This window comes from Candidatus Uhrbacteria bacterium (assembly GCA_016187485.1).
In the GTDB taxonomy this organism is placed as follows: domain Bacteria; phylum Patescibacteriota; class Patescibacteriia; order UBA9934; family UBA10169; genus JACPJO01.
Window position 1 is genome coordinate 205,224 of sequence record JACPJO010000005.1, and the last position, 13,857, is coordinate 219,080.

A 13,857-nucleotide genomic window follows, 5' to 3' on the forward strand; every position below is an offset into this window, starting at 1 on the left:
TATGGCAGGAATCGATCGCGTCCCCCCGCACAATCTAGAGGCCGAGGCATCTCTGCTTGGTTCGCTTTTGATTGATCAACAAGCCGCCATCAAGATTGCCGACCGCCTAAGCGCCGAGGACTTCTATCGCCCGGCTCACGCCACTGTCTATGAGGCCATGATGTATTTGTTTGCGCGTCACGAGCCGATCGACGTGCTTTCGGTGGGCAACCGACTTGAGGAAATGAGTAAGCTTGAAGAGATCGGCGGACGAAGCGGACTTGCAGAGATCTCCAATACGGTTCCCACGGCGGCGCACGTGGGACACTACGCAGACATCGTCAAGAAGAAGGCGGTTTTGCGCCGACTGATTTCCGCTGCAAACGATATCTCCGCGCTTGGGTACCACGAGGAACAGGAAATTGAACAACTCCTCGACCAAGCAGAGCAGCGGCTTTTCGGCGTATCCCAACGGATGCTTAAGCAAAACTTTGTGCCGCTTACCGATATTTTGGCGCAAGCATTCGAGCGTATTGATGAACTCCATCGCGAACGCGGCAAGCTCCGCGGCCTCCCCACGGGTTTCTCCGAGCTCGATAGTATCCTTGCCGGCCTGCAGAAGTCCGACATGGTCGTACTTGCTGCCCGCCCATCGGTAGGAAAGACGAGTCTTGCTCTTGATGTGGTACGCAACGTTGCGATCAAAACAAAACTGCCTGTTGCCGTTTTCTCTCTTGAAATGAGCAAGGAGCAACTGGTGGACCGCATGATCTGTACCGAGGCAAACGTGGATTTGTGGAAGATGCGCACGGGGCGGCTTTCCGAACGCGACGACGACTTTCCGCGTATTGGACATGCGCTTGGTGTTCTTTCCGAGGCGCCAATTTTCATTGACGATTCCGCCGGCGCCAATATTATGGAGATCCGCACAAAATGCCGGCGCCTCCAAAGCGAAAAAGGGCTTGGTCTTGTTGTTATTGATTATCTTCAGTTGATGGAGGCCCCAGGCGGATCTACCAATGACAGCAACCGCACACAAGAAGTCTCCCAAATGAGCCGCGGACTCAAACAGCTTGCACGCGAACTCAACGTCCCGGTAGTAGTGCTGTCACAGTTGAACCGCGCGGTCGAGCTTTCCAAACCCGCGATCCCCAAACTCGCTCACCTACGCGAGTCCGGCTCTATTGAGCAAGACGCCGACGTCGTGTTGTTCATCTATCGCAAATCGGCTGACCCGAATTTCCGCAACGAAGAACTGCCGCTCGAAGAACGAAGTTCCGCAGAAATTTATATAGCGAAACACCGCAATGGGCCCGTGGGTATGGTGCGGCTCGCCTTTGATCCACAACGCGTGTGTTTCCGGTCTATGGATCGACGCCACCCTTCCGCACAGCCATCAGTATCTCAAAAACCCTCGATGCCACTCATTGAGCCTCCGCCTTTGGAAACGATTGAGATTCCTCCACCCCCCGAACCTTCATCCGATGTCTCATCCGACGAGACGTAATGTGCTACCATGTCCTCTGGCAACTCCCCTAACTCCTACAAGCTACCTCTATGTTCTCCAAAATTAAAGCCATCAAGGACATGCGCAATCAGGCAAAGAAGATGCAGAGCGCGCTTGCGGAAATTATCGAAGTAAGTGAAGCCGCGCACGGAGGCATACGCATCACGATGGATGGTAATCAAGTCGTGCAACGTGTAGAAGTCGCCGACACCATGCTCACAGAAAAAATAAGGCTCGAGGGGGCGCTTAAAGAAGCATTCAATGAAGCCGTGCAGAAAATCCAAAAAAAGATGGCGGCAAAAGTAAAAGAAATGGGCGGGCTGGATGCATTCAAAAATCTTGGCGTGTGAGGAAGTTTCCCGAACCCATCCAAACTCTCATGACAGAGTTCATGCGTCTTCCAGGCGTCGGACCAAAGACGGCGCTTCGATATGTCTACGCGCTCTTGAAACAGGGCGCAGCCGCGCGTGAATCGTTTGCGGAAGCCGTCAATAATCTTTCCCACATCCAGCTCTGCTCGCGGTGTTTTGTCCACGCGGAATCCCCTCTCTGCCCGCTCTGCAGCGACCCTACAAGGGACGACCGGCTGTTGTGCGTGGTCGCAGAGTCGCGAGACATTGCCACCGTAGAAGCAACGGGAACGTATCGCGGACGCTACCACGTGCTTGGGGGATTTCTCGATCCTGTCGAAGGAGTCACGTCGGAGCATTTGCGCGTGCGCGAGCTCGTAGAACGCGTGATGACCGACCAGAAAATTGAAGAAATCATTTTGGCAATCTCCCCTGACCTTTTGGGGGAAATGACCATGAGCCATGTCTTCCAAGCGCTGAAACCTTTGAGCCGGCGCGTGACACGCTTGGCGCGCGGGCTGCCCACCGGCGCCGAACTAGAGTTTGCTGATGAGGTGACGCTTGGGGATGCATTTGCTGGTCGGCGCGAAATATAAAACGATGCCCGGCGACTTTGTGCCAAGCATCGTTTTTGTTATGCAATTTTTTCAATCTTGATGCTCGTAAACGGCTGTCGGTGGCCTGCCTTGCGGCGATAACGGACCTTCGCTTTGTACTTGATGACCGAGATTTTTTCGCTGCGGCCATGCTCCACCACTGTGGCGCTCACCATTTTGCCGCTTCCAGGCTTTCCCACAGTAATCTGGCCTCCATCCTCTTCCGCCACCAAAAGCGCGTCAAATTCCAGCGGCGCGCCAACGGCCTGCTCAAGTTTCTCCACTTTGAGCACCTGCCCCTCGTGCACGAGGTACTGTTTCCCTCCGGTCGCAATGACTGCAAACATAGATGTTTTTCGTCCGCCGGCGCCTCGCAGAGAGGACTTGAAAGCCAACGGCTCGTTTAAGAATGGGGAGAGTGTAGAGGACTTAGGGGGAAATGTCAACGAGCTCCTCCGGCCGCCTAGCGACCCCTCTTCTTCTCACAAAGGCCCCACGGCCTTTTTCAAATTGGGAACCCATCCAATCCCAAACTTTCTCTCTAAGTCATCACTAAGTGAGGATAAGTGGGGGTTGACAAAGAAAAACGCTAAAGTAAGAAGAGAAAGTTTTTTGTCCGTGTTTTCTCTCTTAGTGATCACTAAGAGAGATTTGGGGGTGGCGATTGACGGGAGTGAAGTTTTGTGCGAAAGTGCCCCACTGGTGCGCACGGCAGGGAGCCGAGATGCGCATCAGCAAACCCCCACGGAAAATTCCCAGGAGTGCCCAATGGACCCGTACGTTCTCATCGCAACCGTCTCCACCCTCGCCGCCCTCGGTGCCCTGTGCGTGATCTTCTCCTCCCTCTACCGCGCCGAGCAGCGGAAGCTCGAGCTCAAGACCGAGGCATACGACGGACTAGCCAAGGAAGCCAAGCGCGTGGCGCGAGCAGCCGACAAGTACAAGGAGCTGAGCTCGCTCTCGCTCGATGTGCTTTTCGACCTGTACCTGTTCAACATCATCTCCACGGCGAAGGGACAGAGTGTCAGCCTTTGCACGTCCATCGCCAAGAGCATGCTCGGTCTCTGCGCCAAGCGCGGATGGACCTTCGAGGAGACCATGGCCTACTTCGAGCAACGGTTCGTCTTCTACAGTGAGGACCGTCCCTCCATGGAGCCGATCGTCACGGCGATCCGCGGCATCATCACGACAAGCGAGTTCCGCATCGGCGTGGACGGTGCCGTCGCGTGGTTCCCAGCTTCCCCCGAATACGAGGCCGCCGCCACGACGTGGCTGCACCTGCGTTCAACAAGAGACAAGCCTGATCCCCATCCGCCCGCTGCCTAGCCGCAGCAACAACTTCGTCCGTTCTTTCTTCACGTCCACGCCTCGCGTGGATTTCTGCTGTATGTGATGACCGCTACCGTGTTTGAAGAGCGAGAGCGACAAGACTAAAGAGCAATGCGACGATAATGTAAAAAAAGACAACACGCGGTTGGCTCCAGCCCTTATCCAACAGACGATAGTGTAAATGCCGGCGATCGCCCTCCACGACTGCATGCCACCCCCCGCGCAGACGTTGGGCAACCACAGAGAGGAGATCCATCCCGGGAATACCCAAGACGAGCAATGCCATGGCCACCTTACTTCCAGAAATAATCGCAAGTGTCCCCAACAAATACCCAACAAACGTACTCCCTCCCTCGCCAAGAAAAATCTTCGCCGGGTACCAATTCCAGACCAGAAATCCAAGAAGAGCGCCTGTGGCGATACTTGCAAACAGCGCAATATCCGGTTGAAAATAGGTAGCGGAAAGAGAGAGAAAAAGAATGGCTACAGTGCCCGTGACCACAACGCTCGTATCCAATCCATCCAACCCGTCAAGCAGCTTTGTCACATACATCACCACAAGGAGCCAGACAAAGACAAGAATCTGTGAAGTCCCCGCCGAGAGCTCAAGAACGCCGCCAAACGGATTCGTGAGCTTACTCACTTCGATCCCTCCCACAACGGCTGCGAGCGCGGCAAAGACAGGGAAAAGGAACGACACGGACGGGGGCAGACGAAATCGGTCATCAAGGACTCCCCCGATCATAAGGATGGTTCCCCCGACAAAGAAACCCACATAGTGTCGCACGTCAATCAGACCTACGGTAAGACGGTCTGTGGCAAAGAGCGCTATCGCCGTCACAACGACCACAGCGACAAACACCGCAAGGCCCCCAAGCAGCGGGGTGGGGCGGGCGTGAGTTTTCCTTTCCTCTTTCGGCTCATCCAAAACACCCGCACGCACCGCACACGCGGCCACAAGGGGTGTAGAAGCGCACGCGACCAGAAAACTCGCGATCATCCACGGCCACAACATATTAAGCACGAAGCGCCTCCATAAGGCGCAAGTAAAAACGAAGATTATGAACCGTCGCCAGCCGATAGGCCAGCATCTCGCCCACGGAGAAAAGGTGTCGGAGGTACGCACGCGACGTTGTCATACACGTGGGACAATCACAGAGAGGATCAACAGGGGAGTCGTCGCGTGTATACTGTTCGTTCGTGATATGCAGACGCTCATAGAAATCTGTCTTATCCTCACGCCATTGAATCGTTGATGGGTGTCCCCGCCAGACAAACAACGTTCCGTGGCGCGCATTGCGCGTGGGAAGCACGCAGTCAAACAGATCCACTCCCTGGTGCACATAATACACGATTTCTTCCGGCATGCCGCCGCCCATAAAGTAACGTGGCCTATCGTTCGGCAAAAGCGGAGTCGCCCCACGCACAATCCGGTACGCGTCTTCGCGCGCTTCCCCTACCGAAAGTCCGCCGATGGCGTATCCATCAAAACCGATATCCACAAGGGCTCTTGCTGATTGCTCCCGAAGGTCCTCGTGTGTGCCACCCTGGACAATACCAAAAAGCTTGTCGCTTGTACTATGCGGCTTGCAGGAAGAAAAATAATCCTTACAGCGGGTGGCCCAGCGGAGAGAACGCTCCATCGCCTCCTCCGCGCGTTCACGCGGCGAACCGCCAGCAGCAACATCATCAAATTGCATTAAAACATCCGCGCCAATGGCCATTTGCATCTCCATCGAACGCTCCGGGGTAAGAAACAAATGAGATCCGTCGATGTGCGACTGGAACTCGACACCGTCTTCTGTTGTTTTGTTAAGTCGAGAGAGGCTAAACACCTGATACCCACCACTGTCGGTAAGAAGTGGGCCCGCCCAGCCCATAAGACCGTGAAGTCCACCAAGATCCTTGAGCACATCCATTCCCGGACGCAAAAGCAGATGATACGTGTTAGTCAATATCATACTAGCGCCAAGCGCCTTCACGTCACCTGGGGAAAGTGTTTTAACCGCGCCTGTCGTAGCAATAGGCATGAAACACGGCGTGGGAACAGTCCCATGTCCCGTGAGAAGAGTGCCCCACCGGCGTGCCTTATCCGTTTTGTGCAGCGTAAACATGTCGGCACACTATCACAAAGCGAGAGAAAATCGAAAACTCCCAGAGGAGGGAGCTTTCGTTTCTTTTCGTTTTTGTTTTCTCTCGTCGAACGTTTCAGAAGATCCGAAACGGCCGAAGAGCTCGACTTGCGTCGATCCTCTGCACCCGGAAGATGCACAGGACCGACGCCGTCAGGGAGCAACAGCCACGGCAGGCGTTGTTGCTGGGACGTACGAGACAGACTCGGGACGTACCATGCCGAGAATCGAGACGCGGCGCGCGACGTTATACATAGCGCGATTGTCCGCCGCTCGATATTCCAGTTGTTGATTCGCGATAGCAAGTTCGTCCACGCGCGTTTGCAAGTCTTTCATCTCGTATCCCATCTGTGCGGCCACATTAACTGTACTGACGTAAAGGATGCCAAGTACAAGTGAGGCCACAAGGAGGAACGTGTTAAGCAGGAGCGTCCACATGGAGGTGCGTGCTGTTCCTTGTTGCGTTGTTTTGGGGGATCGTTGAAACATATTTCTGTATGATCCGCAGTCGCGCGCTCCGTGAGCGCGGGTTTGTGCGAATCTCCTCTTTTGTTGGTTTCTGTGCATTCTTTGGCTGACAAGCGCCTTCTCCTTTTGCAACTCGCTCTCGCATAAACATCTTTACGATGCGATCTTCAAGCGAATGGAAGGAGATGACCGCGAGACGGCCGCCCGGAGCGAGTAGGTTCCAGATGGCAGGCAGTCCTGCGCGGAGTTCGCCGAGCTCGTCGTTTACAGCAATGCGCAAGGCTTGGAAGATATGCGTCGCTGGATGAATCCGACGGCTATCGCTGTGGCGTTGCTCCGCAATGAAGTTGGCTATATCAGTCGTGGTGTGGAACGGCTGTGCGCGCCGGCGAGCAATGATCGCCTGTGCGAGGCGCGCGGCATGTCGTTCTTCTCCATAACGGGAGAAGATCATCGCGAGGTCCTGTGCGCTCCACGTATTGATGATGTCCGCAGCCGAGAAGGAAAGAGACGGATCGTAGCGCATGTCGAGCGGCCCTTCCGTCTGAAAGCTGAAACCGCGTGCGGGGTCGTCCACATGGGACGAAGCAAACCCGAGGTCCAACAGTGCGCAATCCACGTTACGAATTCCATGTTCATAAGCTATGCGGGTCGCGTCTTTGTACGATCCCGCGTTCCACTCCACATTCTTCCACCCTCGGAGGCGATCTTTGGCGCGTGCAAGCTGTGCAGGATCGCGGTCTATGGCCAGAAGCCTCCCGTTTTTCCCGATTCGCTCAAGAATGGCCCCGGCATGCCCGCCCAGTCCTACGGTTCCATCTAAAACCGTAAGGCCTGGACGAAGCGCCAGGCCCTCTATCACCTCCGTTAACATAACCGGGGCATGAGAGAAGATCTTCATAGGCCAAGCTCGCCAAGTTGTTCAGCGATATTCCCCGAATCCTTCTCCGCCGAGCGTTTATACGACTCCCAACGGGCAGGATCCCAAAGTTCAATGCGATCAAAGACGCCTGCGAAAACGATCTCTTTGCGTATGCCAGAGTAGTGCCGAAGGTAGTCGGGCAGACCAACGCGTCCCTGTTTATCCACGTCAACCTCCATCGCGCCCGCAAGCATAAGCCGCGAAAGCGCGCGAGAAGTGGCGCGCCCCAAGGGCAAACTAGCTAAACGTTTCGCCAGTTTGTCCCACTCCTCTTTAGGGAACAGGAACAGCGAGGTGTCGAGGCCTCGTGTCACCACCGCACCGCGTTTGAGAGCATCTCGAAAGCGGGCCGGAATGGCCACGCGTCCTTTTTCGTCTAAACGATGTCGGTATTCACCAAAAAACATATGGGGTTCGCCCACGACCAATGTTGACTTCCACGGAAAGCCCAGCTGAGGCTCGGCGAAGGGGAATAAAAAATGGGAAAAGAGATTCCCCACGTCCAACCACGATTTACCCTTCGCTCCCCACTTTATACCACTTTGTTTTTGCCGGCAATACGGAGGTGTGGATAAAGAAAACAAAGACGAGGTCGAGGGACCCCGTCTATAACTTCTGATAGTGGATCTACTTTCTCCGGAGACCAACAATGGCGCCAAAGATCCCTCCAATCAATGTTCCCCACCCCATGGCCATCGTAAGAAGTATAGGCACGGGTATGAACTCGCCCCCCATGTAGGATGCCGGGACAGAAAGGGAGAGAATAAGGAAGATGAGAAGGCCAAAAATGAGACCGCCGAGCATGCCGGCAAACGCGCCGACAAATCCTCCGGCGACCACATGAACGAGCGGATCGCGTGATCGCATAAAAAAATTAAGAAAAGTTTTTAAGAGTATATCACAGCCCAAGCGAGAAGCGTGTGCGTAACTTACGGTGATAGGCCACGGCAAAGCGATGTGCTTCGTCCCGCGCGCGCTGAAACAACTCTTTACCCCGCGTCGCCACGCGCGCAAGTTCCGCGTCATGGTGGTCGAAGACGAGACGGTCCTGTTTGCGATCAAAGCCTTTAGCAATACCGATGACTTTGGGAACTTTTCCACCCTTTCCAATTTTTCCAACCTCCTCAACCACCGTTCTCACCTGCCCCTCCCCTCCATCAATAACCAGGACTTCCGGAAGCGGCCATGCATGGGGCTGCCGGCGAGCTCGGGCCAAACGACGGCGGAGGACCTCCTCCATCATAGCCACGTCGTTCGCGCCTTTCACTGTGCGAATCTTAAATCGGCGGTACTTGTCCTTTGCCGGCTTTCCATGCTCGAAGACCACCATTGATCCCACAGCCGAGGTGCCAGAAATGTTTGAGATGTCATATGCCTCGATGCGCCCTTCAAGATCAATCCCTGACTCTTCATATGTTCCCCGAACGTCCGGCACGTCACGCTGAATAAGCGCCACGTCACGGATATGATCAAGAGCGAACAGACGATTACGGAGCGTTGCGGCTTCTTCAAAGCGTTCCCGTCGCGCGGCGTTCTCCATGCGTTCTCGTAAAAGTGTGCGGAGTTCTCGTGTTCGCCCGCGAAAGAAGAGTATGAGGTCACGGATATATTTGCGATAGGCGGTGGGGGAAATGGTTTTTATGCAGACGCCGGGACAGAGTCCGATCGAGACAGAAAAACAGGCGCGGCGCGCGCCGGGTAAGCAGTCACTCCACGGAATAAACTTCCGGACCAGATCAAGCGCGACACGGAGGCTCTGCGCGCTCATGTAGGGGCCGAAGAGCGTAAGGAATTGCTTGCGCGCGATGTGGGAAAGTTTCCGCTCAAACGGTCGCACTCCTAAACGTTCAAGCTCAAGACCGCGCAGGATAAACGGTCGTGGATACTGTTCATTCGTGATAGCCAGATAACAAAAACTCTTATCGTCTTTCTGGCGCACGTTGTAAAACGGTTGATGCGCGCGAATTTGGTTCGCCTCAAGCACCAGCGCTTCGAGCACCGTGGGAAGTTGCTCATATTCAATTCGCGCAATACGTGCGACAAGTTCCTCGGTACGGCGCGTATGCGCTTTGACAAAATAGGACTCCACCCGGCGTTTGAGCGATGTCGCCTTGCCGATGTAAAGCAATTCTCCCCTCTTGTCGTAATAAAAATACACTCCGGGCTCATCCGGGAGCTTTCCGTTCTTGATGGTAATCATCTCTGGAATCATGCGTGTTATACTGTGTGCATTATGACATCTTTCGCTCTTCTTTTTACACTTGCCGCCATCGGCGTCGCCGAAGCGCGCTACCTCCTCCACAAACGTCTCGCAGAGGAACATCCCGTCTGCCCGATCGGCGGTCAGTGCGAGCTGGTACTAAATAGCGAGTATAACAGAACATTTGGCGTACACAACGACCTTCTCGGCCTCGGATTTTATACGGGTCTGCTGGTCCTTACAGCGCTTGTCGTGCTCGGAGTGGGAGCTACCGCCCTCTGGAGCGTCATCGCTGCCATGATGGTTACCGGTGCCGCCATAACTTCCCTCTATTTCATCTACATTCAAGCACGCGTGGTTCGTGCGTGGTGTACATGGTGTCTTTTTTCCGCCCTCACCATCTTCCTTATGACCGCCATTTTGATAACCAAAGGTTTTATTCTTGTTCTATGAAAGACTCTTCCTACCATATTCTGCGCGTCGGAATTGCCATTACCTTCCTGTGGATCGGACTACTTATCTTTAAAGAGCCTGAAGCGTGGGGCGCGTTTTTGCAACCCTGGGCAGCGGGTATTCTTCCCATGCCTATTGAACAGGCCATGACCAGCACCGCCGTTTTAGATCTACTCATTGGCCTTGCTCTTCTACTGGATTTCTACGTCTGGCTCGCCGCTCTACTTGGCATGATCCATCTTGTGATTGTTCTCACTGTCTCCGGCATCAATCCTATCACCGTCCGCGACATCGGTTTGTTGACGGGGACCTTCGCCCTTCTTTATCCCGATTTGAAGACCTGGTGGGAAAAACGAGAACTTTGACGACGACACGACACTCGGTGTCGTCGTGGTTTATTCGTCGAAAGAACCTCCCGGAATATCGAATGTGAGTGCCATGCGGCCGACCCACTCTTCCATTTCCTTAAGGTACTCTAACGGGTCTGGAGCTCTTTCTTTTAGATACTGCTCGTCTAAAATAGGGACTCGCTCCAACTGTCCACGAAATGCATGATAACTAGACCAGGAATACACGTCCAGGAATGTTTTGGCTTTTGGCCATTCCTTAGAAACCCCCTCCCTCCATAATATTCCGCTTAAATCGAGGGGGTTTAAGTGAATATAATTTGTGAGATGGAACCATTGAGATTCCCTGCAGATATGGACACACCTGTAGGCAGACTCAAAGAGTGTGCCTCTACGTTCATGGAGAGTATTAAAGTATTTTGCATATGCCATCTGGAATCGTTGAAGGAACCTCTGAATCCCATTTTCCTTTACCTGCTTCAATTTCATGTGAAAATGATTCGGCATAATAACGTAAGAGCAGATTGCAACAAGCCGCTTCTCTTTTAGAACAACACTCGGTGTTGTTCTAAGTATATCCCTGGAAAGCCGATCTTCTTGATTACAAAAATGAAGCAGCAAAAGAAACCTTTCAAAATCCCCGTCATTATGAAAGAGGGTTTGTCGATCTACTCCTCTATTAAAGACGTGGTAATACTCTCCGATGGCTAATTCAGTGTTCCTCATAAAATGTCGAGACTCGGTGTTGTCGTCAAAAACATAAACTCCCCAGCTCTTATAGTGGGGAGTTTATTACTTACTTTGCTTAGTCAATCATATTTTCATTTAAAAATCAAGGTGTCGCTGTGGAAAACCTGTCACAATAACCTACAACACTCGGTGTTGTAGGTAGTATGGGGTGCTTTCTTTAGATACGAAAACCGCCCAATGGGGCGGTAGGTAAGTGAGGGCCCTCCCCGAGCGGGAGGCAACCCTAGTGCTTCATGGCGTTGTCCGTTTGCGCGGCGAGAAGCATGGGTGCGATGGTCCGGTCGAAGAGGACGCGGATCTCGTGCGCTCGGACATCCCGGCCGAGATTCTCTTGCAATGTCGCAAGATTGTTCGCCTCGAGAGTCAGTGCCTCGACCCTCTGCACGCTGAGCGATCCAGCCTTGGCCCGAGACGATACCTCATCACATGTGGCGAGGAAGCGCTCGGTCCATCGATCAATGGACGCAGCGTGAGATGACCCAACCTCCTCGACAAGAAGTCTGTCCCAGTGGGCCCTGGCCAAGAAGTAGAACACTTCGGCCACATTGGCGAGCGCCTCCGGCTCCATATCGTCCGTGACGAGGGACAGCGGTCCGACCGGCAAACCCTGGTGTGGATTGTACGGATTGCAGAGAGACGCGCCTTCCAACCGGAGATTCCCCTGCAGTAACTGGTCGAACTCTTCTCCCACCTTGATGGCCCGAGCCGCATCCCCAACCTCCTGCGCCAGAAGATACAACTCTCTAAAGAACGCGCCGACAACGCTCTCTTTGGCACGCTGGAACGTCTCCGGCCCATCGATCTGACTCGGCGCCGCTCGAGCAAAGGCCTCGAGAGCGCACTGCCGTCGTGCCATCGTGTGCGTCAGGGATTGGACGGCGATATCCAGGTTGCGGCCACTCGCAGGCATGAGCCTATCGACCATGGCCTTTCGCAAATCCGTCATCTCGAGAAGCAACGCAGCCTGCGCCAGGTTGTCGTCCGCCCGAATGAAGGCCGCCTGGAGAACATCCAGACCGCGGCGGAGATGTTGGTCGGACGAGCCGTGCCACTCCTCGTCCGATGGATGCTCGATGTAGGACCCGTGGTAGCGAGCCATGAAGACAGCCACAGCCGTCTCCGCTCCTGCTTCCGTGGCCTCGTCGAGTACCTCTCGCACCATCTCCACGAGCGAATCGAACTCGGAGGTGTCCCGATCTCGATTGACGGCCTCCCGGAGCACTTTGAGCGCAACCATGCTCCGCTGCTGCGACACTTGGCGATCGAGTGCAGGATTCAACCGTAGGGAATCGCCGAGCACATAGGCGATGGCGAGCGAAAGCCCGAGCGTCCATTTGTCGCGCTCCGCTGGGGGATAGTCAGCAATATTCCTCGCGTAGTCCCTCGGCGCCTGCTCCAATTCCGCGAGCATGCGGCCTTCCTCCTCCTCCGTGAACACGTAGCCGCCGACTAGAAGCCGGACAGCGTGGAGGGCGAACGTGTCGAACGCATTGCCAATCCTGGCCTGGGGCGTGAACGCCGGCTCTGCGAGAGGCGTCAGTGCCTCCAGTCCGACACGCGCGTTCACGTACTGGCGGAGGATGTACGCTTGCTTCCCGACCTCACTAGTGGACTCGAGGCTGTAGGACACGTCCCTTGCCACGCTCGTGATCGGAAGGAGGGACACGATGGCGAGGAGCGCCGCGACCAGAAATGAACGAGAGAACATGACAGAACCTCCGTATGCGGTTGCTTTCCGAAAGTCACTACGCCTTCCGGATACGTGGAACCTAGCATAAAAGTAACTTCCTGTCTATCGGGGCAACCCTCCCTAAAAACTCACTCTCACACTCGCTAGTACCTCTTCATAAATCTTCGGATCAAGACCAGGAGCTGCGGCGACAACGTAGTATCGCGTCGCGCCTTCTCTGTCGCGGAAGTCCGTGACGATGTGGCGCTCGTTGCGCCATGCGGGTTGGTCGGGAAAGTCGGGAACGCCCGGCTTTTTTTCGATGTCGTAACGACGGGCTGTATAGTTCCCTCTTCCCACCTTGAGATCTTCCGCTGAGTAGATCGTTACGGTCGAGAGTGTCAGAAAATCACTCGCGTCAAAATAGCGAATAAACATCTGCGATCGCTCACGCGCTGACCCCTCGCCAGACATAGCAAAGAGATTCCACGCTTCAAGCTGCGGCACCCACTCTACTTCCCAACCGGCAGGAAGATCAAATGAGAGCCGAAGGACGTCACCCCCGCGCTCAATGGCTGGGTCAATCGTGCGGCTCGGCGATGTTGCCTCTTGCCCTTGTGCCGCAAACCAATCGTTTGGATTGAGCCATTTCTGAACGGCTGCTTCCTGCTGTTCGTACCCGTGAATCTTCCTCTCCCCTTCTTTGTACAATCCAAAGTGCAGATGCTCGCGTTCACCATCCGTTTCTTCCGATTTGTCGTCACCGAGATTTCCAATAATCTGTCCGGCGCTCACTGAATCTCCCGCCTTGAGAGAAACGGACCCCAAATCCATGTGCCCATAAAGAGCCGTCACGTCACCGTGTTCAATCGCAACAAGTCCGCCGTATCCCCCAATGTAATCCACTCGCCGTACGACGCCATCCTTCACCGCCTTCACCGGTGTTTCTCCTGCCACGTCCGCCTCCACATCGTCGGCAACATGATACCCGGTAAACCGATCATCAAGATATTCGCCAAAACTTTTAAACCACCTCCCCTCGCGGTAATTTTCCACAGGAAAAGCCACCGTAGGTTTCGGTGTTTCTGATCCTCCCGGCGCCACACACCCAGCGCCGAGAAAGAAGATAAGACTTATAAGACCAACACGACCCAT

At 54.5% G+C, this 13,857-nt stretch carries 17 protein-coding genes; 6 read left to right on the top strand and 11 right to left on the bottom strand.

Annotated elements, in window-relative coordinates; translation table 11 throughout:
- Position 1 precedes the first annotated feature (1 nt).
- Genes dnaB through recR form a run of 3 tightly spaced genes read left to right on the top strand, consistent with a single transcriptional unit; the run spans position 2 to position 2,432 of the window.
- Entirely contained in the window at positions 2–1,486 is a 1,485-nt protein-coding gene (gene dnaB, locus HYW18_03775) for a replicative DNA helicase (GenBank protein MBI2485238.1), read from the top strand.
- 50 nt (positions 1,487–1,536) lie between these two features.
- Positions 1,537–1,836: a YbaB/EbfC family nucleoid-associated protein gene (locus tag HYW18_03780; protein MBI2485239.1), complete on the top strand. Its 300-nt coding sequence runs from the start codon at positions 1,537–1,539 to the stop codon at positions 1,834–1,836.
- Positions 1,833–2,432 (top strand): recombination protein RecR, encoded by a 600-nt coding sequence (recR, locus tag HYW18_03785; GenBank protein MBI2485240.1) that lies wholly within the window; start codon positions 1,833–1,835, stop codon positions 2,430–2,432. Before HYW18_03780 ends, recR begins: the two co-directional genes overlap by 4 nt.
- A 38-nt stretch (positions 2,433–2,470) precedes the next feature.
- On the opposite strand, the gene rplU is transcribed toward recR, so the two are convergent.
- Positions 2,471–2,779 (bottom strand): 50S ribosomal protein L21, encoded by a 309-nt coding sequence (gene rplU / locus HYW18_03790; GenBank protein ID MBI2485241.1) that lies wholly within the window; start codon positions 2,777–2,779, stop codon positions 2,471–2,473.
- Between the two features lie 421 nt (positions 2,780–3,200).
- Here rplU and HYW18_03795 point away from each other — a divergent pair, with 421 nt between their 5' ends.
- Entirely contained in the window at positions 3,201–3,758 is a 558-nt protein-coding gene (locus HYW18_03795; GenBank protein ID MBI2485242.1) for a hypothetical protein, read from the top strand.
- Positions 3,759–3,831: 73 nt separating this feature from the next.
- On the opposite strand, the gene HYW18_03800 is transcribed toward HYW18_03795, so the two are convergent.
- From HYW18_03800 to HYW18_03830, 7 genes are all read right to left on the bottom strand, one after another.
- The gene (locus HYW18_03800; GenBank protein ID MBI2485243.1) at positions 3,832–4,776 is read right to left on the bottom strand and encodes an undecaprenyl/decaprenyl-phosphate alpha-N-acetylglucosaminyl 1-phosphate transferase; all 945 of its coding nucleotides are present in this window, start codon (positions 4,774–4,776) and stop codon (positions 3,832–3,834) included.
- Position 4,777: 1 nt separating this feature from the next.
- A complete protein-coding gene (tgt, locus tag HYW18_03805; protein MBI2485244.1) occupies positions 4,778–5,875 on the bottom strand; it encodes a tRNA guanosine(34) transglycosylase Tgt in 1,098 nt (365 codons plus the stop codon).
- A gap of 171 nt (positions 5,876–6,046) precedes the next feature.
- Positions 6,047–6,331 carry a hypothetical protein gene (locus tag HYW18_03810; GenBank protein ID MBI2485245.1) on the bottom strand — a complete coding sequence of 95 codons (285 nt, stop codon included), beginning with the start codon at positions 6,329–6,331 and terminating at the stop codon, positions 6,047–6,049.
- Entirely contained in the window at positions 6,312–7,262 is a 951-nt protein-coding gene (rsmH, locus tag HYW18_03815) for a 16S rRNA (cytosine(1402)-N(4))-methyltransferase RsmH (protein MBI2485246.1), read from the bottom strand. Before rsmH ends, HYW18_03810 begins: the two co-directional genes overlap by 20 nt.
- Positions 7,259–7,690 carry a division/cell wall cluster transcriptional repressor MraZ gene (mraZ, locus tag HYW18_03820; protein MBI2485247.1) on the bottom strand — a complete coding sequence of 144 codons (432 nt, stop codon included), beginning with the start codon at positions 7,688–7,690 and terminating at the stop codon, positions 7,259–7,261. The genes rsmH and mraZ overlap by 4 nt, the downstream gene beginning before the upstream one ends.
- Before the next feature lie 220 nt (positions 7,691–7,910).
- Positions 7,911–8,150: a hypothetical protein gene (locus HYW18_03825; GenBank protein MBI2485248.1), complete on the bottom strand. Its 240-nt coding sequence runs from the start codon at positions 8,148–8,150 to the stop codon at positions 7,911–7,913.
- Positions 8,151–8,181: 31 nt separating this feature from the next.
- Entirely contained in the window at positions 8,182–9,495 is a 1,314-nt protein-coding gene (locus HYW18_03830; protein MBI2485249.1) for a GIY-YIG nuclease family protein, read from the bottom strand.
- A gap of 21 nt (positions 9,496–9,516) precedes the next feature.
- Here HYW18_03830 and HYW18_03835 point away from each other — a divergent pair, with 21 nt between their 5' ends.
- Positions 9,517–9,936: a hypothetical protein gene (locus tag HYW18_03835; protein MBI2485250.1), complete on the top strand. Its 420-nt coding sequence runs from the start codon at positions 9,517–9,519 to the stop codon at positions 9,934–9,936.
- Entirely contained in the window at positions 9,933–10,301 is a 369-nt protein-coding gene (locus HYW18_03840) for a DoxX family membrane protein (protein MBI2485251.1), read from the top strand. The genes HYW18_03835 and HYW18_03840 overlap by 4 nt, the downstream gene beginning before the upstream one ends.
- A 30-nt stretch (positions 10,302–10,331) precedes the next feature.
- Here HYW18_03840 and HYW18_03845 read toward each other — a convergent pair whose 3' ends face one another.
- The 3 genes from HYW18_03845 to HYW18_03855 all read right to left on the bottom strand — a co-directional run bounded on the left by HYW18_03845 (position 10,332) and on the right by HYW18_03855 (position 13,857).
- A complete protein-coding gene (locus tag HYW18_03845) occupies positions 10,332–11,009 on the bottom strand; it encodes a transposase (protein MBI2485252.1) in 678 nt (225 codons plus the stop codon).
- A 247-nt stretch (positions 11,010–11,256) separates the two neighbouring features.
- Complete coding sequence (locus tag HYW18_03850) at positions 11,257–12,741, bottom strand: hypothetical protein (GenBank protein MBI2485253.1); 1,485 nt, start codon at positions 12,739–12,741, stop codon at positions 11,257–11,259.
- 102 nt (positions 12,742–12,843) lie between these two features.
- A complete protein-coding gene (locus HYW18_03855; GenBank protein MBI2485254.1) occupies positions 12,844–13,857 on the bottom strand; it encodes a M23 family metallopeptidase in 1,014 nt (337 codons plus the stop codon).

Bases quoted from the DNA above. Each gene is read 5' to 3' on its own strand.
- dnaB (MBI2485238.1), top strand. From the start codon at position 2: ATGGCAGGAATCGATCGCGTCCCCCCGCACAATCTAGAGGCCGAGGCA.
- HYW18_03780 (MBI2485239.1), top strand. From the start codon at position 1,537: ATGTTCTCCAAAATTAAAGCCATCAAGGACATGCGCAATCAGGCAAAG.
- rplU (MBI2485241.1), bottom strand. From the start codon at position 2,779: ATGTTTGCAGTCATTGCGACCGGAGGGAAACAGTACCTCGTGCACGAG.
- HYW18_03795 (MBI2485242.1), top strand. From the start codon at position 3,201: ATGGACCCGTACGTTCTCATCGCAACCGTCTCCACCCTCGCCGCCCTC.
- HYW18_03800 (MBI2485243.1), bottom strand. From the start codon at position 4,776: ATGTTGTGGCCGTGGATGATCGCGAGTTTTCTGGTCGCGTGCGCTTCT.
- tgt (MBI2485244.1), bottom strand. From the start codon at position 5,875: ATGTTTACGCTGCACAAAACGGATAAGGCACGCCGGTGGGGCACTCTT.
- HYW18_03810 (MBI2485245.1), bottom strand. From the start codon at position 6,331: ATGTGGACGCTCCTGCTTAACACGTTCCTCCTTGTGGCCTCACTTGTA.
- rsmH (MBI2485246.1), bottom strand. From the start codon at position 7,262: ATGAAGATCTTCTCTCATGCCCCGGTTATGTTAACGGAGGTGATAGAG.
- mraZ (MBI2485247.1), bottom strand. From the start codon at position 7,690: ATGTTTTTTGGTGAATACCGACATCGTTTAGACGAAAAAGGACGCGTG.
- HYW18_03825 (MBI2485248.1), bottom strand. From the start codon at position 8,150: ATGCGATCACGCGATCCGCTCGTTCATGTGGTCGCCGGAGGATTTGTC.
- HYW18_03830 (MBI2485249.1), bottom strand. From the start codon at position 9,495: ATGATTCCAGAGATGATTACCATCAAGAACGGAAAGCTCCCGGATGAG.
- HYW18_03835 (MBI2485250.1), top strand. From the start codon at position 9,517: ATGACATCTTTCGCTCTTCTTTTTACACTTGCCGCCATCGGCGTCGCC.
- HYW18_03840 (MBI2485251.1), top strand. From the start codon at position 9,933: ATGAAAGACTCTTCCTACCATATTCTGCGCGTCGGAATTGCCATTACC.
- HYW18_03845 (MBI2485252.1), bottom strand. From the start codon at position 11,009: ATGAGGAACACTGAATTAGCCATCGGAGAGTATTACCACGTCTTTAAT.
- HYW18_03850 (MBI2485253.1), bottom strand. From the start codon at position 12,741: ATGTTCTCTCGTTCATTTCTGGTCGCGGCGCTCCTCGCCATCGTGTCC.
- HYW18_03855 (MBI2485254.1), bottom strand. From the start codon at position 13,857: ATGGGTCGTGTTGGTCTTATAAGTCTTATCTTCTTTCTCGGCGCTGGG.